The 19,761-nt window shown below is 62.3% G+C and carries 18 protein-coding genes and 1 riboswitch; of the genes, 7 read left to right on the forward strand and 11 right to left on the reverse strand.

Features of this window, described 5'->3' with window-relative positions:
• Positions 1 to 57: 57 nt before the first annotated feature.
• From H620_RS0120305 to H620_RS0120315, 3 genes are all read left to right on the forward strand, one after another.
• Positions 58 to 1,830, forward strand: coding sequence for an FAD-dependent oxidoreductase (locus H620_RS0120305; protein ID WP_023378347.1), 1,773 nt, complete (start codon positions 58 to 60; stop codon positions 1,828 to 1,830).
• Between the two features lie 221 nt (positions 1,831 to 2,051).
• Positions 2,052 to 2,603, forward strand: a complete 552-nt coding sequence (locus tag H620_RS0120310; protein WP_023378355.1) for a cytochrome b — start codon at positions 2,052 to 2,054, stop codon at positions 2,601 to 2,603.
• Between the two features lie 31 nt (positions 2,604 to 2,634).
• Positions 2,635 to 3,213, forward strand: coding sequence for a YceI family protein (locus H620_RS0120315; protein ID WP_027907944.1), 579 nt, complete (start codon positions 2,635 to 2,637; stop codon positions 3,211 to 3,213).
• A 59-nt stretch (positions 3,214 to 3,272) separates the two neighbouring features.
• On the opposite strand, the gene rhlE2 is transcribed toward H620_RS0120315, so the two are convergent.
• The 5 genes from rhlE2 to ahcY form a co-directional block, all read right to left on the reverse strand.
• A complete protein-coding gene (rhlE2, locus tag H620_RS0120320) occupies positions 3,273 to 5,174 on the reverse strand; it encodes an RNA helicase RhlE2 (RefSeq protein ID WP_023378358.1) in 1,902 nt (633 codons plus the stop codon).
• 218 nt (positions 5,175 to 5,392) lie between these two features.
• On the reverse strand, positions 5,393 to 6,181 hold the full coding sequence (locus H620_RS0120325) for a substrate-binding periplasmic protein (RefSeq protein WP_023378359.1): 789 nt from the start codon (positions 6,179 to 6,181) through the stop codon (positions 5,393 to 5,395).
• A gap of 52 nt (positions 6,182 to 6,233) precedes the next feature.
• Positions 6,234 to 7,310 (reverse strand): hypothetical protein, encoded by a 1,077-nt coding sequence (locus tag H620_RS0120330; RefSeq protein ID WP_027907945.1) that lies wholly within the window; start codon positions 7,308 to 7,310, stop codon positions 6,234 to 6,236.
• 92 nt (positions 7,311 to 7,402) lie between these two features.
• Positions 7,403 to 8,248, reverse strand: a complete 846-nt coding sequence (gene metF, locus H620_RS0120335) for a methylenetetrahydrofolate reductase [NAD(P)H] (protein WP_023378361.1) — start codon at positions 8,246 to 8,248, stop codon at positions 7,403 to 7,405.
• 139 nt (positions 8,249 to 8,387) lie between these two features.
• A complete protein-coding gene (ahcY, locus tag H620_RS0120340) occupies positions 8,388 to 9,797 on the reverse strand; it encodes an adenosylhomocysteinase (RefSeq protein WP_023378362.1) in 1,410 nt (469 codons plus the stop codon).
• Positions 9,798 to 9,818: 21 nt separating this feature from the next.
• Positions 9,819 to 9,914, reverse strand: a riboswitch (S-adenosyl-L-homocysteine riboswitch).
• Positions 9,915 to 10,093: 179 nt separating this feature from the next.
• Between ahcY and H620_RS0120345 the strand changes: the two genes are divergently transcribed.
• On the forward strand, positions 10,094 to 10,495 hold the full coding sequence (locus tag H620_RS0120345; protein WP_023378363.1) for an acyl-CoA thioesterase: 402 nt from the start codon (positions 10,094 to 10,096) through the stop codon (positions 10,493 to 10,495).
• A 106-nt stretch (positions 10,496 to 10,601) separates the two neighbouring features.
• Here the strand turns inward: H620_RS0120345 and H620_RS0120350 are convergent, their stop codons facing one another.
• On the reverse strand, positions 10,602 to 11,840 hold the full coding sequence (locus tag H620_RS0120350) for a cation:proton antiporter (protein ID WP_023378364.1): 1,239 nt from the start codon (positions 11,838 to 11,840) through the stop codon (positions 10,602 to 10,604).
• Between the two features lie 234 nt (positions 11,841 to 12,074).
• Between H620_RS0120350 and H620_RS0120355 the strand changes: the two genes are divergently transcribed.
• Both H620_RS0120355 and H620_RS0120360 read left to right on the forward strand, forming a co-directional pair.
• Positions 12,075 to 12,908 carry a DMT family transporter gene (locus tag H620_RS0120355; protein ID WP_023378366.1) on the forward strand — a complete coding sequence of 278 codons (834 nt, stop codon included), beginning with the start codon at positions 12,075 to 12,077 and terminating at the stop codon, positions 12,906 to 12,908.
• Between the two features lie 28 nt (positions 12,909 to 12,936).
• Positions 12,937 to 13,320 (forward strand): MAPEG family protein, encoded by a 384-nt coding sequence (locus H620_RS0120360; RefSeq protein WP_023378368.1) that lies wholly within the window; start codon positions 12,937 to 12,939, stop codon positions 13,318 to 13,320.
• Positions 13,321 to 13,369: 49 nt separating this feature from the next.
• On the opposite strand, the gene mltA is transcribed toward H620_RS0120360, so the two are convergent.
• Entirely contained in the window at positions 13,370 to 14,521 is a 1,152-nt protein-coding gene (gene mltA / locus H620_RS0120365) for a murein transglycosylase A (protein WP_023378369.1), read from the reverse strand.
• 114 nt (positions 14,522 to 14,635) lie between these two features.
• Here mltA and H620_RS0120370 point away from each other — a divergent pair, with 114 nt between their 5' ends.
• Entirely contained in the window at positions 14,636 to 15,082 is a 447-nt protein-coding gene (locus H620_RS0120370) for a c-type cytochrome (protein WP_023378370.1), read from the forward strand.
• A gap of 44 nt (positions 15,083 to 15,126) precedes the next feature.
• Here the strand turns inward: H620_RS0120370 and H620_RS0120375 are convergent, their stop codons facing one another.
• The 4 genes from H620_RS0120375 to H620_RS0120390 all read right to left on the reverse strand — a co-directional run bounded on the left by H620_RS0120375 (position 15,127) and on the right by H620_RS0120390 (position 19,697).
• On the reverse strand, positions 15,127 to 15,519 hold the full coding sequence (locus H620_RS0120375) for a DUF1090 domain-containing protein (RefSeq protein ID WP_023378371.1): 393 nt from the start codon (positions 15,517 to 15,519) through the stop codon (positions 15,127 to 15,129).
• Positions 15,520 to 15,637: 118 nt separating this feature from the next.
• Positions 15,638 to 17,347: an NAD-dependent DNA ligase LigB gene (ligB, locus tag H620_RS26030; RefSeq protein WP_049818837.1), complete on the reverse strand. Its 1,710-nt coding sequence runs from the start codon at positions 17,345 to 17,347 to the stop codon at positions 15,638 to 15,640.
• A gap of 144 nt (positions 17,348 to 17,491) precedes the next feature.
• Positions 17,492 to 18,682 carry a methionine adenosyltransferase gene (gene metK, locus H620_RS0120385; RefSeq protein WP_023378373.1) on the reverse strand — a complete coding sequence of 397 codons (1,191 nt, stop codon included), beginning with the start codon at positions 18,680 to 18,682 and terminating at the stop codon, positions 17,492 to 17,494.
• A 19-nt stretch (positions 18,683 to 18,701) separates the two neighbouring features.
• A complete protein-coding gene (locus H620_RS0120390) occupies positions 18,702 to 19,697 on the reverse strand; it encodes an ArsR/SmtB family transcription factor (protein WP_023378374.1) in 996 nt (331 codons plus the stop codon).
• Positions 19,698 to 19,761: the final 64 nt, after the last annotated feature.

Consider the following 19,761-nt stretch of genomic DNA (forward strand, 5'->3'; position numbering starts at 1 on the left):
CCTCGGGGCATCCCTGCCTCTCCCTATTCTGTTGCTTTTAACTCGGAGTTCGCCGATATGGCCGCTGCTTGGGTGCGCCTGTGCGCGTTGGTATTGATTGGTGTGTCCAGCGGTGCCGCGCTGGCAAAGGACAAGACACCCTCGGCAATCGTGGTGGGTGGCGGCCTGGCAGGCCTGACCGCCGCTTACGAGCTGCAGAACAAGGGCTGGCAGGTGACTCTGCTGGAAGCCAAGTCGGGCATGGGTGGTCGCTCGGGGCTGGCCACCAGCGAGTGGATCGGCAACAGCAAGGCCCAGCCGGTGCTGAACCAGTACCTGGACCGTTTCAAGCTTGAAACACTGCCCGCGCCAGAGTTCGTTCGTACCCCTGGCTACCTGATCGACGGCGAGTATTTCAGTGCCACGGACCTGGCCGCCAAGCAGCCGGCCACCGCCGAAGCCATCAAGCGCTACGAGAAGACGCTCGATGATCTGGCCCGCTCGATCGAGGACCCGCTGAACCCGCAGGCAACCAGCACCCTGTTCGCTCTGGACCAGATCAACGTCTCCACCTGGCTCGACAAGTTGCAGTTGCCGACCACTGCACGACAGTTGATCAACCAGCAGATCCGTACCCGCTATGACGAGCCGTCGCGTCTGTCGCTGCTCTACTTCGCACAGCAGAACCGTGTCTATCGTGGGGTCAGTGACCGCGATCTGCGCGCCGCCCGTCTGCCCGGGGGTAGCCCGGTCCTGGCGCAGGCTTTCGTCAAGCAGCTCAAGACCATCAAAACCAGCTCGCCGGTGACCTCCATCGTGCAGGACAAGGACGGCGTGACGGTCAAGGTCGGTAGCGTCGGCTATCAGGCGGACTACCTGGTGATGGCCGTGCCGCTGCGTGCCCTGGCCAAGATCCAGATGACCCCAGGCCTGGACAGCCAGCACCTGGCGGCCCTCAAGGGCACCAACTATGGCTGGCGCGACCAGCTGATGCTCAAGTTCAAGCAGCCTGTGTGGGAAAGCAAGGCCCGGATGTCGGGTGAAATCTTCAGCAACGCTGGCCTTGGCATGCTGTGGATCGAACCAGCGCTCAAGGGCGGTGCCAACGTCGTTATCAACTTGTCCGGCGACAATGCCCGCCTGTTGCAGGCATTTGGCGACAAGCAGATGGTCGACCAGGTACTGATCCGGTTGCACGCGTTCTATCCAAAGGCCCGTGGCTCGTTCTCTGGGTATGAACTCAAGCGCTACAGCACCGACGCCAACACTGGCGGCGCTTACTTGGCCTATGGCCCAGGCCAGATCAGCAAGTACTGGCGCCTGTGGGAGCGTCCGGTGCAACGCATTAGCTTCGCCGGCGAGCACACCGATGCATTGTACCCAGGCACTCTCGAAGGCGCCCTGCGCAGTGGTCAGCGTGCTGCCAGCCAGGTTCAGGACCTGCTGGCAGGCAAGTCGTTCGACCCGGCTAAAGCGGCGCCGGTGGCTGCAGCTGCGGCAACCGGTGCTGTAGCGGCCAAGAAGGAGGGTGGGTTCTTCTCGCGTCTGTTTGGCGGCGGCGACAAACCCGAAACCAAACCAGCAGCCGTTGTGAAAACAGATGCGGTGGCTCCGGCCCCGGCCCCGGCCCCTGTCGCCACCCCTGCGCCGACCCCTGTAGCAGCGCCTGCGGTCGTGGCCAAGGAAGAGCCGGCCAAGCCTGCCGCTACCAAGGCCACCCCGGCCAAGCACGCCCCGGCGCACAAGCCGGCAGTCAAGCAGGCGCACAAACCTGTCGAGGCGAAGAAGGCTACGGTCAAATCGGAGCCGGTCAAGAAAGCGGTAAACAACACCCAAGCGAAAGCTGACTGAAGCCCGCGTACCGGCTCCTGCACGACCTGCAGGAGCCGGCCTGTCGGCGCTGAGTCCGGCACTGACAAGCGATCCCTCCCCGACTATTGTTAATGTTTCCTTAATAGGAAACGTTCACAATCGGCATCGGAATTTTCGATTAATCGAAGCAACTTTTTGTGCTTTTCTTCGATACGTTACGCGTTAGTCTGTGCACAGCTTTCACGGGGGAACACGTCGACATGCAACTGCGCAACTCACCCGCTCGTTACGGCGCGGTCAGCATCTTTTTGCACTGGGGCGTGGCCCTGGCGGTCTTCGGGCTTTTTGGCCTGGGCCTGTGGATGGTCGGCCTCGACTACTACAGCCCATGGCGCAAATCCGGCCCTGATCTGCACAAGAGTATCGGTCTGGTGCTACTGGTGGTGATGGTATTGCGTGTGGTTTGGCGCTTCATCAGCCCACCGCCTCCAGCGCCGGCCAACCATGGGCCGCTGACGCGTGTAGCTGCCAAACTGGGCCATCTGGCACTGTACCTGGGGCTGTTCGCGGTGATGATCGCCGGTTACCTGATCTCCACCGCCGATGGCGTCGGTATTCCGGTGTTCGGCTTGTTCGAAGTGCCGGCTCTGGTCAGTGATTTGCCCGACCAGGCCGATCTGGCTGGCGAGATTCATCTCTACCTGGCTTGGGCGCTGGTGATTTTCGCCGCCTTGCATGGCCTGGCAGCGCTGAAGCACCACTTCATCGACCGTGACGCGACCCTGACCCGCATGCTGGGCCGCAAAGCTTGATTCTCAACCTCAATTGCAAAGGAAAGAAAGGATGTTGAAAAAGACTTTTGCCGCTCTGGCGCTCGGTACCGCTCTGATCTCTGCTGGCCAGGCCATGGCCGCCGAGTACAAGATCGACAAGGAAGGCCAGCACGCGTTCGTCGACTGGAAGATCAGCCATCTGGGCTATAGCTTCATCCACGGCACCTTCAAGGACTTCGACGGTAACTTCACCTGGGACAGCGCCAAGCCTGAAGCCAGCAAGATCAATGTCGACCTGAAGACCGCCAGCCTGTGGTCCAACCATGCCGAGCGTGACAAGCACATCGCCAGTGCCGACTTCCTGGATGTGAAGAAGTATCCGCAAGCCAAGTTCGTCTCCACCAGCGTCAAGTCCACCGGTGCCAAGACTGCTGACGTGACTGGCGACCTGACCCTGCACGGCGTCACCAAGCCGGTCACCTTCAAGGCTGTGTTCAACGGCGAAGGCAAAGACCCATGGGGCGGTGAGCGTGCTGGTTTCAACGCCACCACCACGCTGAACCTGAATGACTTCGGAATCAAAGGCCCAGGCCCTACCTCGCAGACCCTTGACCTGGATATCAGCGTCGAAGGTGTGAAGCAGAAGTAATTCGCGCTAGCAATGAAAACGCCGCCCAATGGGCGGCGTTTTCATTTGTAGCCGAACGATCAGCGATTGCGGGTCAGCAGCGCAGGGCGCTCACCACGCGGCCGGCTCGGCAGCTCTTCCAGTTGTTCCGGCGTTGGGTAGCGGTCGAGCTTGGATTCCTTGCGGATGATCACCGGCTGATGCTGCGGTTCGCGCGGACTACGCACTGCCGGTTCCTGCCGTGTGTTGTCGCTGCGACCGGCCGAGCGGTTACGACCACCCGCGTTACCATCACGGCGCGCACCGCCACCTCCACCGCCATTGTTGTTGCGGGGCGGGCGTTTCTCGCCGCTGGCGCCGCGTTGCTGGCCGCCATTTCGGCCTTGGCCCTGGCTGCCGCCGTTGCTGCGCTGTCCCTGACCTTGCTGTTGACCCTGGCCTGCGGCGCCTGGGCGACGGTTGCGGCCCTGGTTCTTGGCGTTTTGGTAGGGGCTGACGTAGTCGGCACGGTTACCGAAGTTGTCGATCTCGTCATCCAGGAACTCTTCTGGATCACGGTCGGCAGGTACTTTCGGCACAGCGTTGGTGCTGGCCTGCTGCTGGCGAGGCTTCTTGTCGCGTTGCTTGCGCTGCTGTTGCTGGCGCTCGCCGGACTTCTCCTTGTCAGCGGGTTTGTCGGCGGCCTGTTGCTTGGCCTTGCCTTTGTCCTTTCCCTTGTCCTTGCGTCCGCCACTGCCTTCCTGGCCTGCTTCGCCACGGGCCTGCTGGTTGCGACCACCACGGCCATTGTGCTGCTGACGCTCACGGGTTTCTGGCTTCTCGGCTTCGACCTTGCTGGCATCGAAGCCCATCAGGTCGCCGTCCGGGATCTTCTGCTTGGTGACGCGCTCAATGCTCTTGAGCAGCTTCTCTTCATCAGGAGCGACCATCGAGATCGCTTCGCCCGAACGTCCGGCGCGGCCGGTGCGGCCGATACGGTGGACGTAGTCTTCCTCGACATTGGGCAGCTCGAAGTTGACCACATGGGGCAACTGGTCGATGTCCAGGCCGCGGGCGGCGATGTCGGTGGCGACCAGTACGCGAACACTGTTGGCCTTGAAGTCAGCCAATGCCTTGGTGCGGGCGTTCTGGCTCTTGTTGCCATGGATCGCCGCGGCGGTGAGGCCGTGCTTTTCCAGGTATTCGGCCAGGCGGTTGGCGCCATGCTTGGTACGGGTGAAGACCAGCACTTGTTCCCAGGCGCCGAGGGTGATCAGGTGAGCCAGCAGTGCGCGCTTGTGGCTGGCGGGCAGACGGTAGACGCGCTGTTCGATTCGCTCGACCGTGGTATTCGGTGGTGTGACCTCGATACGCTCCGGGTTGTGCAGGAGCTTATCGGCCAGGTCGGTGATGTCCTTGGAGAAGGTAGCCGAGAACAGCAGGTTCTGGCGCTTGGCCGGCAGGCGGGCAAGGACTTTCTTCACGTCATGGATGAAGCCCATGTCGAGCATGCGGTCGGCTTCGTCGAGCACCAGGATTTCCACATGGGATAGATCGACACTGCCTTGGCCTGCCAAGTCCAGCAAGCGACCCGGGCAGGCGACCAGGACATCGACGCCCTTGGCCATGGCCTGAATCTGCGGGTTCATGCCGACGCCACCGAAGATGCAGGCGCTGACCAGGGAAAGGTCACGGGCATAGACCTTGAAGCTGTCATGGACCTGGGCCGCCAATTCGCGGGTTGGCGTCAGAACCAGCACGCGAGGCTGGCGTGGGCCATGGCGTTGCGATTTGTCGGGGTGGCCACCCGGGAACAGGCGCTCGAGGATCGGCAGGGCAAAACCGCCAGTTTTGCCAGTACCTGTCTGGGCGGCGACCATCAGGTCGCGACCTTGCAACACGGCGGGAATGGCCCGCTGTTGCACCGGAGTCGGCTGGGTGTAGCCCGCTGCCTCGATAGCGCGGACAAGAGCCTCGGAGAGACCGAGGGAAGCAAAGGACATGGGCAATCCTGTTCTCGTGGGGGCTGGGCCCGTTGGGATATTCTGCCTGGCGCGACGGGCATCGGCGGGATGCGATCGCGTCCGGTCCAGCTGGGCTTTCACTGCGCATCCGGGCAGCGGAGGGCGAGCGCGAAGGGGCGTCGTTACCGATCAGGATGCCTGTTGCGAGGCCGAGCGTCCGGGCGTGAGCCGGGCGGGAAGGCCCGAGTATAACAGAGCTATCGCTGCGTGCTGCGTTCCTGCTGCTCAACGGCGCCAGGAATATTGCCGAAGTCGTCGGAGTAGCGGTTGTTGATCGCCGCGTAGGCCGGTTCCTGCTTGAAGCGTTGCAGCTCTTCGGAGAAATGCCTGGCCAGGTCCTCGCGCCCAGGTTTGCGGGCCAAACCCAGGTATTGCGCCTGGCGACTGATCATCAGTGGCAGCTCCTCGACCTGCCGTTCGAGCCCCAATTGCTTGCGGAGATAACGACCGACCCGGCGGTCGGTCACCAGCAAGTCGATGCGGCCGAGCATCAATTTGCCGAAGTTGGCCTCATGGGTAGGGGCCGCCTCCCGGCGAAAGTAAGGCGATTCGCTGAACGAGGCGCCGTAGGAGTAGCCGGGCGAAGTGCCCACCGTCAGCCCGGTCAGGTCTTCCAGGCGGGTGACGGGGTGGCGGCGCACGCTGGCTTGGAACAGGACGAACTCGACGTCCGACATAGGCTCGTCGGGGTAGACCATGTACGGTTTGCGCGATTCGGTCTCGAAAATATCCATCACCCCGTCGGCCAGCCCTTGCTCGACCATGGCCAAGCACCGTTTCCAGGGTAGGAACTGCCATTCGACATCGAAGCCCAGTCGCTTGAACACTTCGGTGGTGACTTCGTAGTCGATGCCTTTGGGCTGGCCGTCGTGCTGGTACACGTACGGCGCCCAGTCGTCGGTGACCAGGCGCAAACGTTCACCCAAGGCCAGAGGGCTCAGGCAGGCGAACAACAGGAGGCACAGCAGGCGGGCGACGTCATGCATGGCCGCAGATTACGCGCTCGCTTAGGCCAAGGCCAGATATCGGCGCGCCAGTTCAGGTCTGCGGGACGTCGAGCAGGTGGCCCTCGATTTCCTTACGCCGGCCACCGAGTGACAGACGCATGCCCGGATGGCGCAGGCAGCGGCGCAATTGCTCGGGCTCCATGCGGCCCTCGCGCGCCACATAGTTCTCCAGGGCTTTGTCCCACCAGGCCGGGGCGCAGGCCCGGTCGAACTCGTTGCCATACGGGTAGCAGCCGTACAGCAGTTCTCGGGCGAACTGGCGTTCCTGGCTCGGCAAGGTCAGCGTCAGTGCCTTGTAGCCCAACCGGTGCAGGGCTGGCGGGCGCGGCAGTCGGTCATTGACCTGCAGCACGTCGGCCCGGGCCGCCTCACTGAGTGGTTCATCGGCGTGCTTGCGCAGCCAGGCCTGGATCTTGGCGCGGAACTGCTGCTTGCGGCTCCAGTAGTGGTGGATCACATCGGTGCACTCGGCCAGCGCGAGGGTGCGGTGGGCGGCCACTGCAAGGCAGAACTCTTCGAGTGTGTAGGCGGTGGGTGCCAAGGGATAGAACTCGTCCATCATGGCAATGGAGCGGTCCAGTATCTGAGCATCAGCCTGGGTCAGGCCGATGACTCCGGAGTTGACCATGCGCGTCTGATCGTCAGCCAGTCCGCGTTGGCGAAGTATGGCGTGAAGGCTTTCGTACAGCACGGCCTTGCGGTTCGCGCCGTAGGGCGCGCCAATGAAGTTGCACAGCAACTGGCCTGGCTTGACGCGTTCGAACAGGCGCAGCGGCGAGGTGCGGAAGAACGTATCGGTGTCGATCAGTACCGCCAGCGGATGCTGTTCGAGCACTTGGCGCAATAGCACGTGCTTGCTGCGAAAGTGATAACCATGGGGAAGATTCCAGGCCGTGCGCGTCGCAGCGTCCAGCACGTGGACGTTGACGGGCAGTTTGCCGTAGGGCGCCGGGTTGTCGGTGTAGACATGGATGTCAACGGCGGCGCCAGGCGTTTCACCCAGGTGAGTGAGGGCGCTGACGATGCTGAAACAGGCCTCTTGGTGATAAGTCACCGGGCCGAACGCGAGGTAGATGAGCTGCGAGCGTGCAGGCGACGGTGTCTGCATATCGGGCAAACCTGGCTGTCCACAGGGATAATAAGGCTTTAGTGTAAGACTAAAGCCTTAATTGTTCCTTAAACAGATGTTTCCAAGTTGTTTCAGCGAGGCAGCTTCAGGTTGTTCCAGATAGCCAGACTTGGCTCGGCCTGGTTCAGGGTGTAGAAGTGCAGGCCCGGTGCGCCGCCTTGCAGCAGTTGTTCGCACATGCGGCTGATCACGTCTTCGCCGAAGGCCTGGATGCTGGCGGTGTCATCGCCATAGGCTTCCAGCTGCTTGCGGATCCAACGTGGAATCTCGGCGCCGCAGGCGTCGGAGAAACGGGCCAGCTTGCTGTAGTTGGTGATGGGCATGATGCCCGGCACTACAGGGATGTCCACGCCCATCTTCTGTGCGCGCTCGACGAAATAGAAGTAGCTGTCGGCGTTGAAGAAGTATTGGGTGATGGCGCTGTCGGCACCGGCCTTGACCTTGTGCACGAAATTGGCCAGGTCGTGTTCGAAGTTGCGTGCCTGCGGATGCATTTCCGGATAAGCGGCAACTTCCAGGTGGAAGTGATCGCCGGTTTCCTGGCGGATGAACTCGACCAGATCGCTGGCGTAGCGCAGCTCGCCGCTGGCCATGCCCATGCCCGATGGCAGGTCACCACGCAGGGCGACGATGCGCTTGATGCCGGCGGCCTGGTACTGGTTAAGCAGGGCGCGCAACTCGTCCTTGCTATCGCCGACGCAGGACAGGTGGGGGGCGGCCGGTACCTTAACTTCGCTTTCCAGCTGCAGCACGGTATTGAGCGTGCGGTCGCGGGTCGAACCACCGGCACCGTAGGTGCAGGAGAAGAAGTCGGGGTTGTAGCTGGCCAGCTGGCGGGCAACGCCCATCAGTTTTTCGTGGCCGGCATCGGTCTTGGTGGGGAAGAACTCGAAACTGTAGCGGCGTTCTTGTGACATCTCTCGTTCCTTCAGCTGCCAGCGCCAGGCGGGCAACTGCAAATAAAAGCCAGGGCGGTTTGGGCCGGCCTGGCTCGGGCATCGTTGCGAAGCGTTGCCTGCAAGGGCCAGGCAAGGTGCCTGGCCCTTGGGCCGCTGATCAGTAGCGGTAGGCGTGCGGCTTGAACGGGCCTTCGACAGTCACACCGATGTACTCTGCCTGCTGCGGGGTCAGCTGGGTGACCACGCCGCCGAAGCCGCGGACCATTTCCAGGGCCACTTCTTCGTCGAGTTTCTTCGGCAGCACTTCAACGGTCAGGCGCTCGGCTTTCTTGGCGGCTGGCAGGTCGGCGAACTTCTGCTCGAACAGGAAGATCTGGGCCAGTACCTGGTTGGCGAACGAACCATCCATGATGCGGCTTGGGTGGCCAGTGGCGTTACCCAGGTTAACCAGGCGGCCTTCGGCCAGCAGGATCAGGTAGTCGTCGTTGTGCGGGTCGAAGGTACCAGCGCCGGTGCGGTGGATCTTGTGGACCTGTGGCTTGACCTCTTCCCATGCCCAGTTCTTGCGCATGAAGGCGGTGTCGATTTCGTTGTCGAAGTGGCCGATGTTGCAGACCACGGCACGCTTCTTCAGGGCCTTGAGCATGTTGGCGTCGCAGACGTTGACGTTACCGGTGGTGGTGACGATCAGGTCGATGCGGCCCAGCAGGTCGGCGTTGATGCCAGCTTCGGTACCGGTGTTGATACCGTCCTTGAACGGCGAGACGACTTCGAAGCCGTCCATGCAAGCCTGCATGGCGCAGATCGGGTCGATTTCGGTGACCTTGACGATCATGCCTTCCTGGCGCAGGGACTGGGCCGAGCCCTTGCCCACGTCACCGTAGCCGATCACCAGGGCTTGCTTGCCCGACAGCAGGTGGTCGGTGCCGCGCTTGATGGCGTCGTTCAGGCTGTGACGGCAGCCGTACTTGTTGTCGTTCTTGCTTTTGGTGACCGAGTCGTTGACGTTGATCGCCGGGACTTTCAGCTCGCCCTTGGCCAGCATGTCCAGCAGGCGGTGCACGCCAGTGGTGGTCTCTTCGGTCACGCCGTGGATTTTCTCCAGCATGGCCGGGTATTTCTTGTGCAGGATTTCGGTCAGGTCACCGCCGTCGTCCAGGACCATGTTGGCATCCCATGGCTGGCCGTCCTTGAGGATGGTCTGCTCGATGCACCATTCGTATTCCTGCTCGGTTTCGCCTTTCCAGGCGAACACAGGGATACCGGCGGCGGCGATGGCCGCGGCAGCCTGGTCCTGGGTGGAGAAGATGTTGCAGGACGACCAGCGAACTTCGGCACCCAGGGCAACCAGGGTTTCGATCAGCACGGCGGTCTGAATGGTCATGTGGATGCAGCCGATGATCTTAGCGCCCTTGAGCGGTTGCTCAGCCTGGTACTTGCGGCGCAGGCCCATCAGCGCTGGCATTTCCGATTCGGCGATGATGACTTCCTTGCGGCCCCAGTCGGCCAGGGAGATGTCGGCGACCTTGAAGTCGGAAAAACCTGCAGGCGTGTTTACAGCGCTCATTGAGAGCCTCCATTCGTAGTGTGCGAATGGGCGCCGTTGTGCGTTGAGCGTCCGCGTCGCGGACAACGCCCCAACCGAGCCTGACAGGCCGAGCCTGCTGCAGCGCCCCTCGGATGGGTGGCGGGCATGGCGCCACAGTGGGCGACCATGTTAAACGGCAGGGATTATAGCCTTGGCTGTGTGACACACCCAAGGCTTTCTGTCGATTAATCGCGACGATAGTCGATGTTCAATGGAGCGCCGGCGGCCGCTCTGCCATCATTACTCCACGTTAGCCAAGCAGGTCAGGAGTACCGATGAACTTTCACACCCGCAAATGGGTAAAGCCCGAAGACCTCAACCCCAATGGCACCCTGTTCGGCGGCAGTCTGCTGCGCTGGATCGACGAGGAGGCGGCGATCTACGCCATCGTGCAGCTGGGTAACCAGCGCGTGGTGACCAAGTACATGTCGGAGATCAACTTCGTCAGCGCCTCGCGTCAGGGCGACATCATCGAGCTGGGCATCACCGCCACCGAATTCGGCCGCACATCCATCACTCTCAAGTGTGAAGTACGCAACAAGATTACCCGCAAGATGATCCTCACCGTCGACAAGATGGTCTTCGTCAACCTGGGTGAGGACGGGCTGCCGGCGCCGCACGGGCGGACCGAAATCAAGTACATCCAGGACCAGTTCCCGGATACCGCTGTCGAGTAAGCGTCGCCCAAAGGTAGGAGCCAGCCTTGCTGGCGAACCAAGCACCACGGTGCATGGCGCCGGCTGTGCTGGTGTTCGCCGGCAAGGCCGGCTCCTACGCCGCGTGTCATTCGGCCGGTTGGCTCACCTTGCGCACCATCTTGCCGACCGTCAGACCCTGCACCAGGATCGACGACAGCACCACGATGTAGGTGATCGACAGCAACAGGTCACGCTCGTCGCCCACCGGCAGCGACAGTGCCAGTGCTACCGACACCCCTCCACGCAGGCCGCCCCAGGTCAGCACGCGCACGGTCCCCTTGGGCACGCTTCTCCAGCGGCGCAGCAGGACGATGGCCGGTGCCACGGTCAGCAGCCGTGACAGCAGTACCGCAACCGCCAGCACGCCGCCTGCCGCCAAGTGCAGCCAGTTGAATGGCAGCAGCAACAGTTCCAGGCCGATCAGGGCGAACAGCAGGGCGTTGAGCATGTCGTCGATCAGTTCCCAGAAACCGTCCATGTAGCGACGGGTCATGTCGTTCATCGCCAGGTTGCGCCCCAGGTTCCCGATGATCAGGCCTGCCACCACCATGGCGATGGGGGCCGAGACATGCAGTTCGTAGCACATCGCCGAGCCACCAATCACCAGCGCCAGGGTCAGCATCACCTCGACCTGGTATTGCTCGACGCTTTTGATCATCCGGTAGGTGGCATAGCCGATCAGTCCGCCAAACAACACGCCACCCACGGCTTCGTGAACGAACAGCATGGCGGTTTCAGCGACGCTCGGCGTCTCGCCCATCTGGATGATGCCCAGCAGCACGGTGAACACCACGACCGCGGTGCCGTCATTGAACAGCGACTCGCCAACGATGGTGGTCTTCAGCGGTTTGGAGGCGTTCGCAGTACGTAGTGCACCGAGTACGGCAATGGGGTCGGTCGGTGAAATCAGTGCGCCGAACAGCAGGCAGTAGATCAGCGGCACGTTCCAGCCGAACAGGGCGAACACCCAGTGGGCGAGATAGCCGATGACGAAGGTGGCGATCAACACGCCAAGGGTGGCCAGCAGGCCGATCGGCCAACGGTAGCTGCGCAGGTCGGTGAGGTTGACGTGCAGTGCGCCGGCGAACAGCAGGAACGACAGCATCCAGTGCATCAGCAGGTCGTTGAAGTCGATCTGGTTCATCAGCCCTTCGACGCGCTCTTCCAGGCCAGGAAAGCCAATCAGGCTCAGGCCCTGCAGCATCAGGGAAAACAGCAGAGCAGTCACCATCACGCCGATGGCGGGGGGGAGACCGATGAACCGGTAATTGACGTAAGTGAGGAGGGTGGTAAGGCAGATAAACGCTGCAACTAGTTCAAGCATCCCAAATCCTGTGACGGTGGCTTCCAAGTCGTAACCCGAATGGCTCGGGCAGTTCTTTGATGGCCTGGCGCGGGGTTCGGGACACATACTTTGACCGGATTCTTTCGAATCGTTCCCGATATGGACTGTTGCACTGCCTAGATTCCATAGCAGCCGGTCTGCCGGCGATGCGGCGCACAGGGCGCCTCAATCGCTATATATTCACAGGCTTGAAACGTCACAAGGATACAAGGCGTGTTGGCAACATCCCTGGTGCTGGTCGCCGCCCTGCTGCATGCGACCTGGAACACCCTGATCAAATTCAGTGGCGAGCGACTGCTGGTCATTGCCAGCATGGATGCGGTGGCATTGGTCTTTGCGGTGTTGGCGGTAGCCTTCGTCGCGTTTCCTCCGGCTGAAATCTGGCCATGGCTGCTGGCGTCGGCCCTGGCCGAGCAGTTGTACCGTGTCCTGCTGATCAAGGCCTACCGGGTTGGCGACCTGGGGCTGGTCTATCCTCTGATGCGTGGCTTGTCGCCGCTGGTGGTGCTGGGGCTAACGCTGGCATTCGCGGGCGAGTCACTGAGCCAGCAGCAGATCATCGGTATCTTGCTGATCCCCTGCGGCATGGCGTGTCTGCTCTGGCAGGGCGGCGGCGGTGAGCGGCTGCCGTGGTCGATGCTGCCAGTGGTTGCACTGATCGGCTTGTGTATCGGTTGTTACACCTGGTTCGACGGGCAGGCCGTAAGGCTCTGGGGCAAGCCCTGGGACTACCTGGTCTGGCTGACGTTGCTGAGCGCCTGGCCCTTCCCGGTCCTGGCGTGTGTGGCCCGGCGGCCGCAGTTTGCGCTGTTTTGGCAAACCCAGTGGCGGCTGGGGTTGGCGGTGGGTTTGTGCGTGCTGTTCAGCTATGCATTGGTGTTGTGGGCCATGCACCTGGGGTCGGTGGCCGAAGCTGCCGCGCTGCGCGAACTGAGCGTGATTCTGGTGGTGCTGCTTGGCATGCGCTATCTCAAAGAACCTTTTGGCGGCCCGAGACTCCTAGCTTGCGGGCTGGTCCTGGCTGGCATGCTGGTGATGAAGCTCTAACCCCGAACTCGAACAAGGAGTCCTGAACATGACCGTTGCCCTGTGGTGCATCCTGATCGCGCTCGTGCTGCCACCGCTTTGTGCCTTGATCGCCAAGACGAGTGGTCGTTTCGGCCTGAAGGATAATCACGACCCGCGCGGCTTCCTCGACACATTGTCGGGTTTGCCACGTCGTGCCCATGCTGCGCAGCAGAACGGGTACGAGGCATTCCCAGCGTTTGCGGCGGCGGTGCTGGTGGCCGATATCGTCGGCAATGCGGAGCAGGTGACCCAGGATGTGCTGGCGGTGCTCTACATCACCAGCCGGCTGCTGTACATCATCTGCTACCTGGCAGACTGGGCTGCCCTGCGTTCGCTGGTGTGGTTTGCCGGGTTGGGCCTGATCGTTTCGTTCTTCGTGGTATCGATCTGAGTTGAAGTGGCGCTCATCGCCGGCTTGGCGGCGATGAGCCTGTGCAACCTCAAGGCACTTTAGGCACCTCAGGCAGCGGCTTGTCCTTGGGCCAGAGCATCCAGATCTGTCCCTGCTGCTTCATGTTACCGGCCAGTTCACCCGCTTCGGGCCCAGTGCCCCAGAACAGGTCCGCGCGCACCTCGCCGGTGATCGCGCCACCGGTGTCCTGAGCGCCCACCGGGCGTACCACGGGGGAGCCATCAGGGCGAGTGGTAGACAACCACAGCAAGCTGCCCAGCGGGATCACCTTGCGGTCGATCGCCACGCTGTAGCCAGCGGTCAGCGGCACGTTGAGCGAACCACGCGGCCCTTCGTTGCTGTCTGGGCGGGTGCTGAAGAAGACATAGCTGGGGTTGCTGGCCAGCAGCTCTGGCACTCGTTGTGGGTTCGCTTGTGCCCAGGCGTGGATGCTGCCCATGGTGACATCTTCTTTCTTCAATTGGCCTTGTTCGACCAGCCAGCGCCCAATGGGGCGATAGGGGTGGCCATTCTGGTCGGCGTAACCCAGGCGCACCTGTCGGCCATCTTCCAGCTGGATACGGCCCGAACCCTGGATCTGCAGGAACTGCAAGTCCATCGGGTCGGTCAGCCAAGCCAGCACTGGCGCTTTCACGCCATCGCGGTTGATCACTTCGGCCGTGTCATAGGGCTTGAGCACGCGACCGTCGAGCCGCCCGCGCAGGCGCTTGCCCTTGAGCTCCGGATAAACGCTGGCCAGGTCGACCACGATCATGTCCTCGGGAACGCCGTACACCGCGACCCGTGCTGCGTCGGTGCGCTCCAGGCTGCCGGGGTAGACCGGCTCGTAGTAGCCAGTGATCAGGCCGGTGGCGTTGTTCTCGGCCGAGCGCAGCCCCAGTACTTGCAACTGCTGTTGCAGGAAGGCGCGGATCTGCATCGCGTTGTCAGGCACTTTGGCCGCTGCTTCGCAGGTTGCAGCCCAGACAGGGTCGCGCTTGAGCTTTTCGCAGCCGTTGCGCCAAGCCTGGAAACCGGCCCGCAGGTCACTGTCGCTGACGCTGGGTAAGTCGTTCCAGGTGGCGGGGGCGTAGGTGGCAATGGCGTGGGGTTCGGGTTTGGCGTTCTCACCGCCGTTGCAGCCGGCCAGCAGGGCCAGGGCAGGCAGCGCCCAGGCGAGGTGGCGCAGAGCAGATTTCATGGCTGAATCCTTGAGGGGAGGCCTTGGAGCTTCCCTTGTTTTTCGTAAGGGTATTGGTCTTTGTCGAGCAGGCGAGGATACTGTCGGCCCTTTCCTTCTGCCAATGTGACCGTGATGTTCAAATGTTTCACAGCCCTGCTGCTGATCAGCCTGGCCCTGGTGGGCTGCGACCGTGTCGATCCTAACTCACCTTTGGGGCAGCGCAAGGCGATCTTCAAGCAGATGCTCAAGACCAGTGAGGATATGGGCGGCATGTTGCGCGGACGTTTGCCGTTCGATGGTGTGAAGTTCGCCGACGGGGCGGTGAAGCTCGATGGCCTGGCTCATGCGCCGTGGCAGCATTTTCCCCAGGTCAAGGATGAAGGTGACAGCAGTGCCCGGCCTGAAGTCTGGGAACGACAGGCGCGCTTTCACGACCTGGCGATGCAGTTGGAAGGGGTGACGGGCGAGTTGGTCGATGTTACCCGTAAGCAACCGCTGGATGCGGCAAGTCTGAAAGCGCCGATGGACAGGGTCGAAGCGGCTTGCAAAGCCTGTCATACGGAATTTCGTAACCATTGAGGGAGGGCGCCTCTCCCGAAGGTTCAGGGGAGGCGATGGGCGGGTCAGCGGTCCAGTTGGTCCACGGCTTCCTGCAGTTCCTTGCGGGACTCGGCAAGCTTGTCCTTGCGCTTGTTGATTTTTTCCGCGTCGCCTTTGGCTTCGGCCTTCTTCAGGTCCTTCTCGCGTTGCGCCACTTCATGGCGCGCATCGAGCACCTTCTGTTCGCGCTCTTTGCGCAGGCTGGCATCATTGCAGTTCTCAACCCCGCGCAGGGCTTCCTCCAGGCCCGCGACCTGAGCATCGTTACCGTGATCGCGGGCAATTTTCAGCTGATTCTCGATGGCGCTGCGCTTGGCGGCGCAGCCGGTCAGGCCTTCGTCCGGTTGAGCGGCCTGTACGGCGGTGGCCGCAAGGCCAAGTGTTGCCAGCAGGACGAGGGTGTGAACGCGTTTCATGAGGGCCTCCTTGACGGGGCGGGGCAGCAAAAGTTGGGGGAAATCCTGCCTTGGTTTTGCGGATTTATAAACCCTTGTTGGTTTTTCTAGCCCAGACAAAGATTTTTCCTACATGTTTTTAGGGGGTTCTTTGTTGAGCGGACCCGTCACCGATCATGAAACCGCGAATACCCGCCGCGCTCAGTCGAGCGGCTATGGTTTGCAGTTCATCGTCCACGAAAAAGGCGGCGAGCTGCTTCGATCGGGTGTCACCGATGCCTGGCAAGGCTTGCCAGTCCCTGGCGGACCTACCCGCCAGCGTTTCCCAATCGCCATCAAGTGCCAGGTTGCCCGGTGCGGGTATGCCGAGGCCGCGCAGCCAATGGGCAAAGGGGCGTGATCGGCCAGCTTCGAAGCTGTGCTTGAGCTGGCGGGCGCTGGCATGGCTGATGCCCGGAACTTCGGTCAATTGCTCCGAATCCAGCGTCAGCCAATCCGTCAAAGTGCGTACCTTGCCGCCCTGGACCAGGCGGCGCCAGGTGCCGGGGCCTACACCAGGCATGGCCAGCCCATGCTTGCCACTGAGCCAGGTGAGCCTGGCGATGAATTGCTCTTCGCAATCGTGGCTTGCTTGCCAGCAGCTTCTGGTGTGATACCGATCGGGCGTGGGGGATGCCACGGGTTGCCGCGCCAGGGCGCGGTGCACCACCTGCTCGAAGCGTGGAATGGTCAGTCCTGCCAGGCTGATCGCTACCTGGTCTCCCGGGCGTACGTCGAGTGCCTGCCAGCGAGCCAGTGAGCCCAGACTTACCTGGCTGATCATCCGGTCATCCAGGCGTATGGGCTGCAGTTGCAGCACAGGAGTGACCTTGCCCGTGCGCCCGACACGAAAGCGTACTTCGCGAACCGAGGCCAGCGCTTGCGAGTAGGGGTACTTCCATGCGGCGATCCAGTATGGCGCCTTGGCTTGCCAGCGCTCGGCGGGCGGTCGGTTGTCCTGGCGCAGAATGATGCCGTCGGTAGCGAAGGGCAGAGGGGTGCGGTACCAGTGTTGCCTCCAGTGGGCGGCATCGCTCGCTTGAACGATAGCCTTGCTGAAGCGTTGGCTGTCCGGAAACCCCAGCGCAGCCAACTGCGCCATGCGTTCGACCTGGGTGGACGGCCCATGAGGCCAGTCCCACACGAACAATCCGATGCTGGCGCCTTGTTCGGGTGAAAGCTGCTGACGCGCCAGCAGCCCTGCGACGGTCCCTCGGGCATTCATGCCACCGGCCTTGGCCTGAACGTGCTCTTCGAGGCGGTGGTACAGCTCTCCCTGCAGCACCAGGTCGATGGTTTGGGGTAGCTGCCGGGTGATCGACCCCAGATGCGGGATGTGGCGGCTCCAGTCATGGCCGTGGATGCCATCGCCCCGGCTCAGCAGACGGACCAGTCGACCTTGCCGGTAGACCAGCGAGACGGCGACCCCGTCGACCTTGGGTTGCACCCAAACGTCCGTCTTCCCAGTCAGCCAGCGTTCGGCCTCGGTGTTGTCGCTCAACTTGTCGACGCCGGTGTGGGGGACCGGGTGCGGGATCGGCCCTCGTGCACTTGCCAGGGGATTTGCGTGACCGGCGAGGCCGAAGCAGGTTTCCAGGTGTTTCAGGCGCAGGCGGCTCTGGTCGTAGATGTCGTCAGCGACTTCGGCCTTGCCCAGGCGATGGTAATGGTCATCCCAGCCGGCCAGGGTGCCGCGTAGCTGGGCGATTTCGGCCTTGGCTTGTGAGAGTGGCCAGTCATGGCATGGCGCGGCGAAGGCCCCGCAGGCTTGGAACAGCAACAGCGAGAGCAGCAAGCGTTTGAGTGGCATGGCCAGCATCCTTGCATGGCGGGTGGAGCCCTCAGCCTAGGCAAGTACGGGGTCCGCTGCGGTGAACAGTTGTCAGTGCATATGTCATGAAAAAGCCCCTGCCGATCACTCGGCAGGGGCTTTCATTTCACCGCTGTAGGAAAATTACAGCCCGGCAGCGTCACGCAGCGACTGGGCGCGGTCGGTACGCTCCCAGGTGAAGGTGGTGAAGGTGTCGTCGCCGACAGTCTTCTGCTGCGGGGTACGGCCGAAGTGACCGTAGGCGGCGGTTTCCTGGTACATCGGGTGCAGCAGGTCGAGCATCTTGGTGATCGCGTATGGACGCAGGTCGAAGCACTCGCGCACCAGCTGGATGATCTTGTCGTCGGAGACCTTGCCGGTACCGAAGGTGTTGATCGAGATGGAGGTTGGCTGGGCTACGCCGATGGCATAGGACACCTGGATCTCGCAGCGCTCGGCCAGGCCGGCGGCAACGATGTTCTTGGCCACGTAGCGGCCAGCATAGGCGGCGGAGCGGTCGACCTTGGACGGGTCCTTGCCGGAGAACGCGCCACCACCGTGACGGGCCATGCCGCCGTAGGAGTCGACGATGATCTTGCGACCGGTCAGGCCGCAGTCGCCCACCGGGCCACCGATGATGAAGTTACCGGTCGGGTTGATGTGGTACTGGGTGCCTTTGTGCAGCAGCTCGGCCGGCAGGGTGTGCTTGACGATCAGCTCCATCACCGCTTCCTGCAGGTCTTTCTGCGAAACCTCAGGGTTGTGTTGGGTCGACAGCACCACGGCGTCGATGCCGACTACCTTGCCGTTCTCGTAGCGGCAGGTGACCTGCGACTTGGCGTCCGGGCGGAGCCATGGCAGCAGGCCGGACTTGCGCGCTTCAGCCTGGCGCTCGACCAGACGGTGCGAGAAGCAGATCGGTGCCGGCATCAGTACTTCGGTTTCGTTGCTGGCATAGCCGAACATCAGGCCCTGGTCGCCAGCGCCCTGGTCTTCAGGCTTGGAGCGGTCAACGCCTTGGGCGATGTCCACCGACTGCTTGCCGATGATGTTCATCACGGCGCAGGTGGCGCCGTCGAAGCCGACGTCGGAGCTGTTGTAGCCGATGTCGATGATGACTTTGCGCACCAGGTCTTCCAGGTCGACCCAGGCAGACGTGGTGACTTCGCCGGCGATGATGGCGACACCGGTCTTGACCAGGGTTTCACAGGCTACGCGAGCGTACTTGTCCTGGGCGATGATGGCGTCCAGGACCGCGTCGGAAATCTGGTCGGCGATCTTGTCCGGATGCCCTTCGGACACGGACTCGGAGGTGAAAAGGGAATATTCGCTCATCTCGACGGGTTCCTAAAATTTACCGATGGTGAGTGTCGCCAGCCGTCCGCTGGAAATGTCGGACCTGAATCTGGAAACCGTTACGCAAGCCTACATAGAGGCTGTCCCCGGGTGTCAGCCCGGCAGCATGGGCCCAGCGGGCCAGGTCGTCCTGCTCGAAACCTAGCCAGAGGTCGCCGCAGGCTTCCCGCGCCCAACTCTGGTCATGGCTGCACAGCTCGGTGACCAGCAGGCTGCCGCCGGCCTTCACCCGTTTGGCCAACTGGCACAAGGCCTGGGCCGGGTCGCTGAAATGGTGCAGGACCATGTTCAGCACAACGCAGTCGGCTTCCACATCCGTTGCACCCAGTGCATCGGCCAACTGCAGATTTACATTACCCAGGCCTTGGCGTTCGCAGACCTGGCGGGCCAGCTCGAGCATGGTCGGGCTGTTGTCCATGGCGGTGACCTGAGTGAAGCGCTGGGCCAGGTCTGGCAGGAAACCGCCGTCCCCTGGGCCGACTTCCAGGGCCGTGGCCGTGGGCGTGAAACTGAGATTGTCCAGCAGTGCCAACAGGCTTTCGCGGTACTGGGGCAGCCCCGCGATCAGGTCTTGCTGGGCGCGGAATTTTTCTTCCACCCGCAGGAAGAAGTCCTGGCTGGTGGCGGCGCGGCGTTGTTGCACCTGCGCGATTCGGGCCAGCACGTCTTCTGGCAGGGCCAGGTCGTCGACTTCTTCGAGCAGCGCCGCATGCAGCCGGCCGCCTGGGCGAAGGCCGTCGGGCAAGGCGCGGCGGTAGAAAATGGCATTGCCTTCGCGACGGGTGGCCACCAGTTCAGCCTGGGCCAGCACTTTCAGGTGATGGCTCATGCCCGACTGGCCGATGTCGAAAATCTGTGCCAGCTCCAGCACCCCGAACGAGTCGCTGGCCAGTGCGCGCAGGACATTCAGGCGCAGCGCGTCGCCACTGGCCTTGCACAGGGCGGCCAGGGTGTCGCTTCGCTGAATGGAAATGGGCTGCGCACGTAGGTTCATGACGCGGCAGTCTAGACAGGCAGGGCTACCCCCGCAATAGCAATATCAAAAAGTTTTGATATTG

The organism is Pseudomonas taiwanensis DSM 21245 (assembly GCF_000425785.1).
Classification (GTDB): Bacteria; Pseudomonadota; Gammaproteobacteria; order Pseudomonadales; family Pseudomonadaceae; genus Aquipseudomonas; species Aquipseudomonas taiwanensis.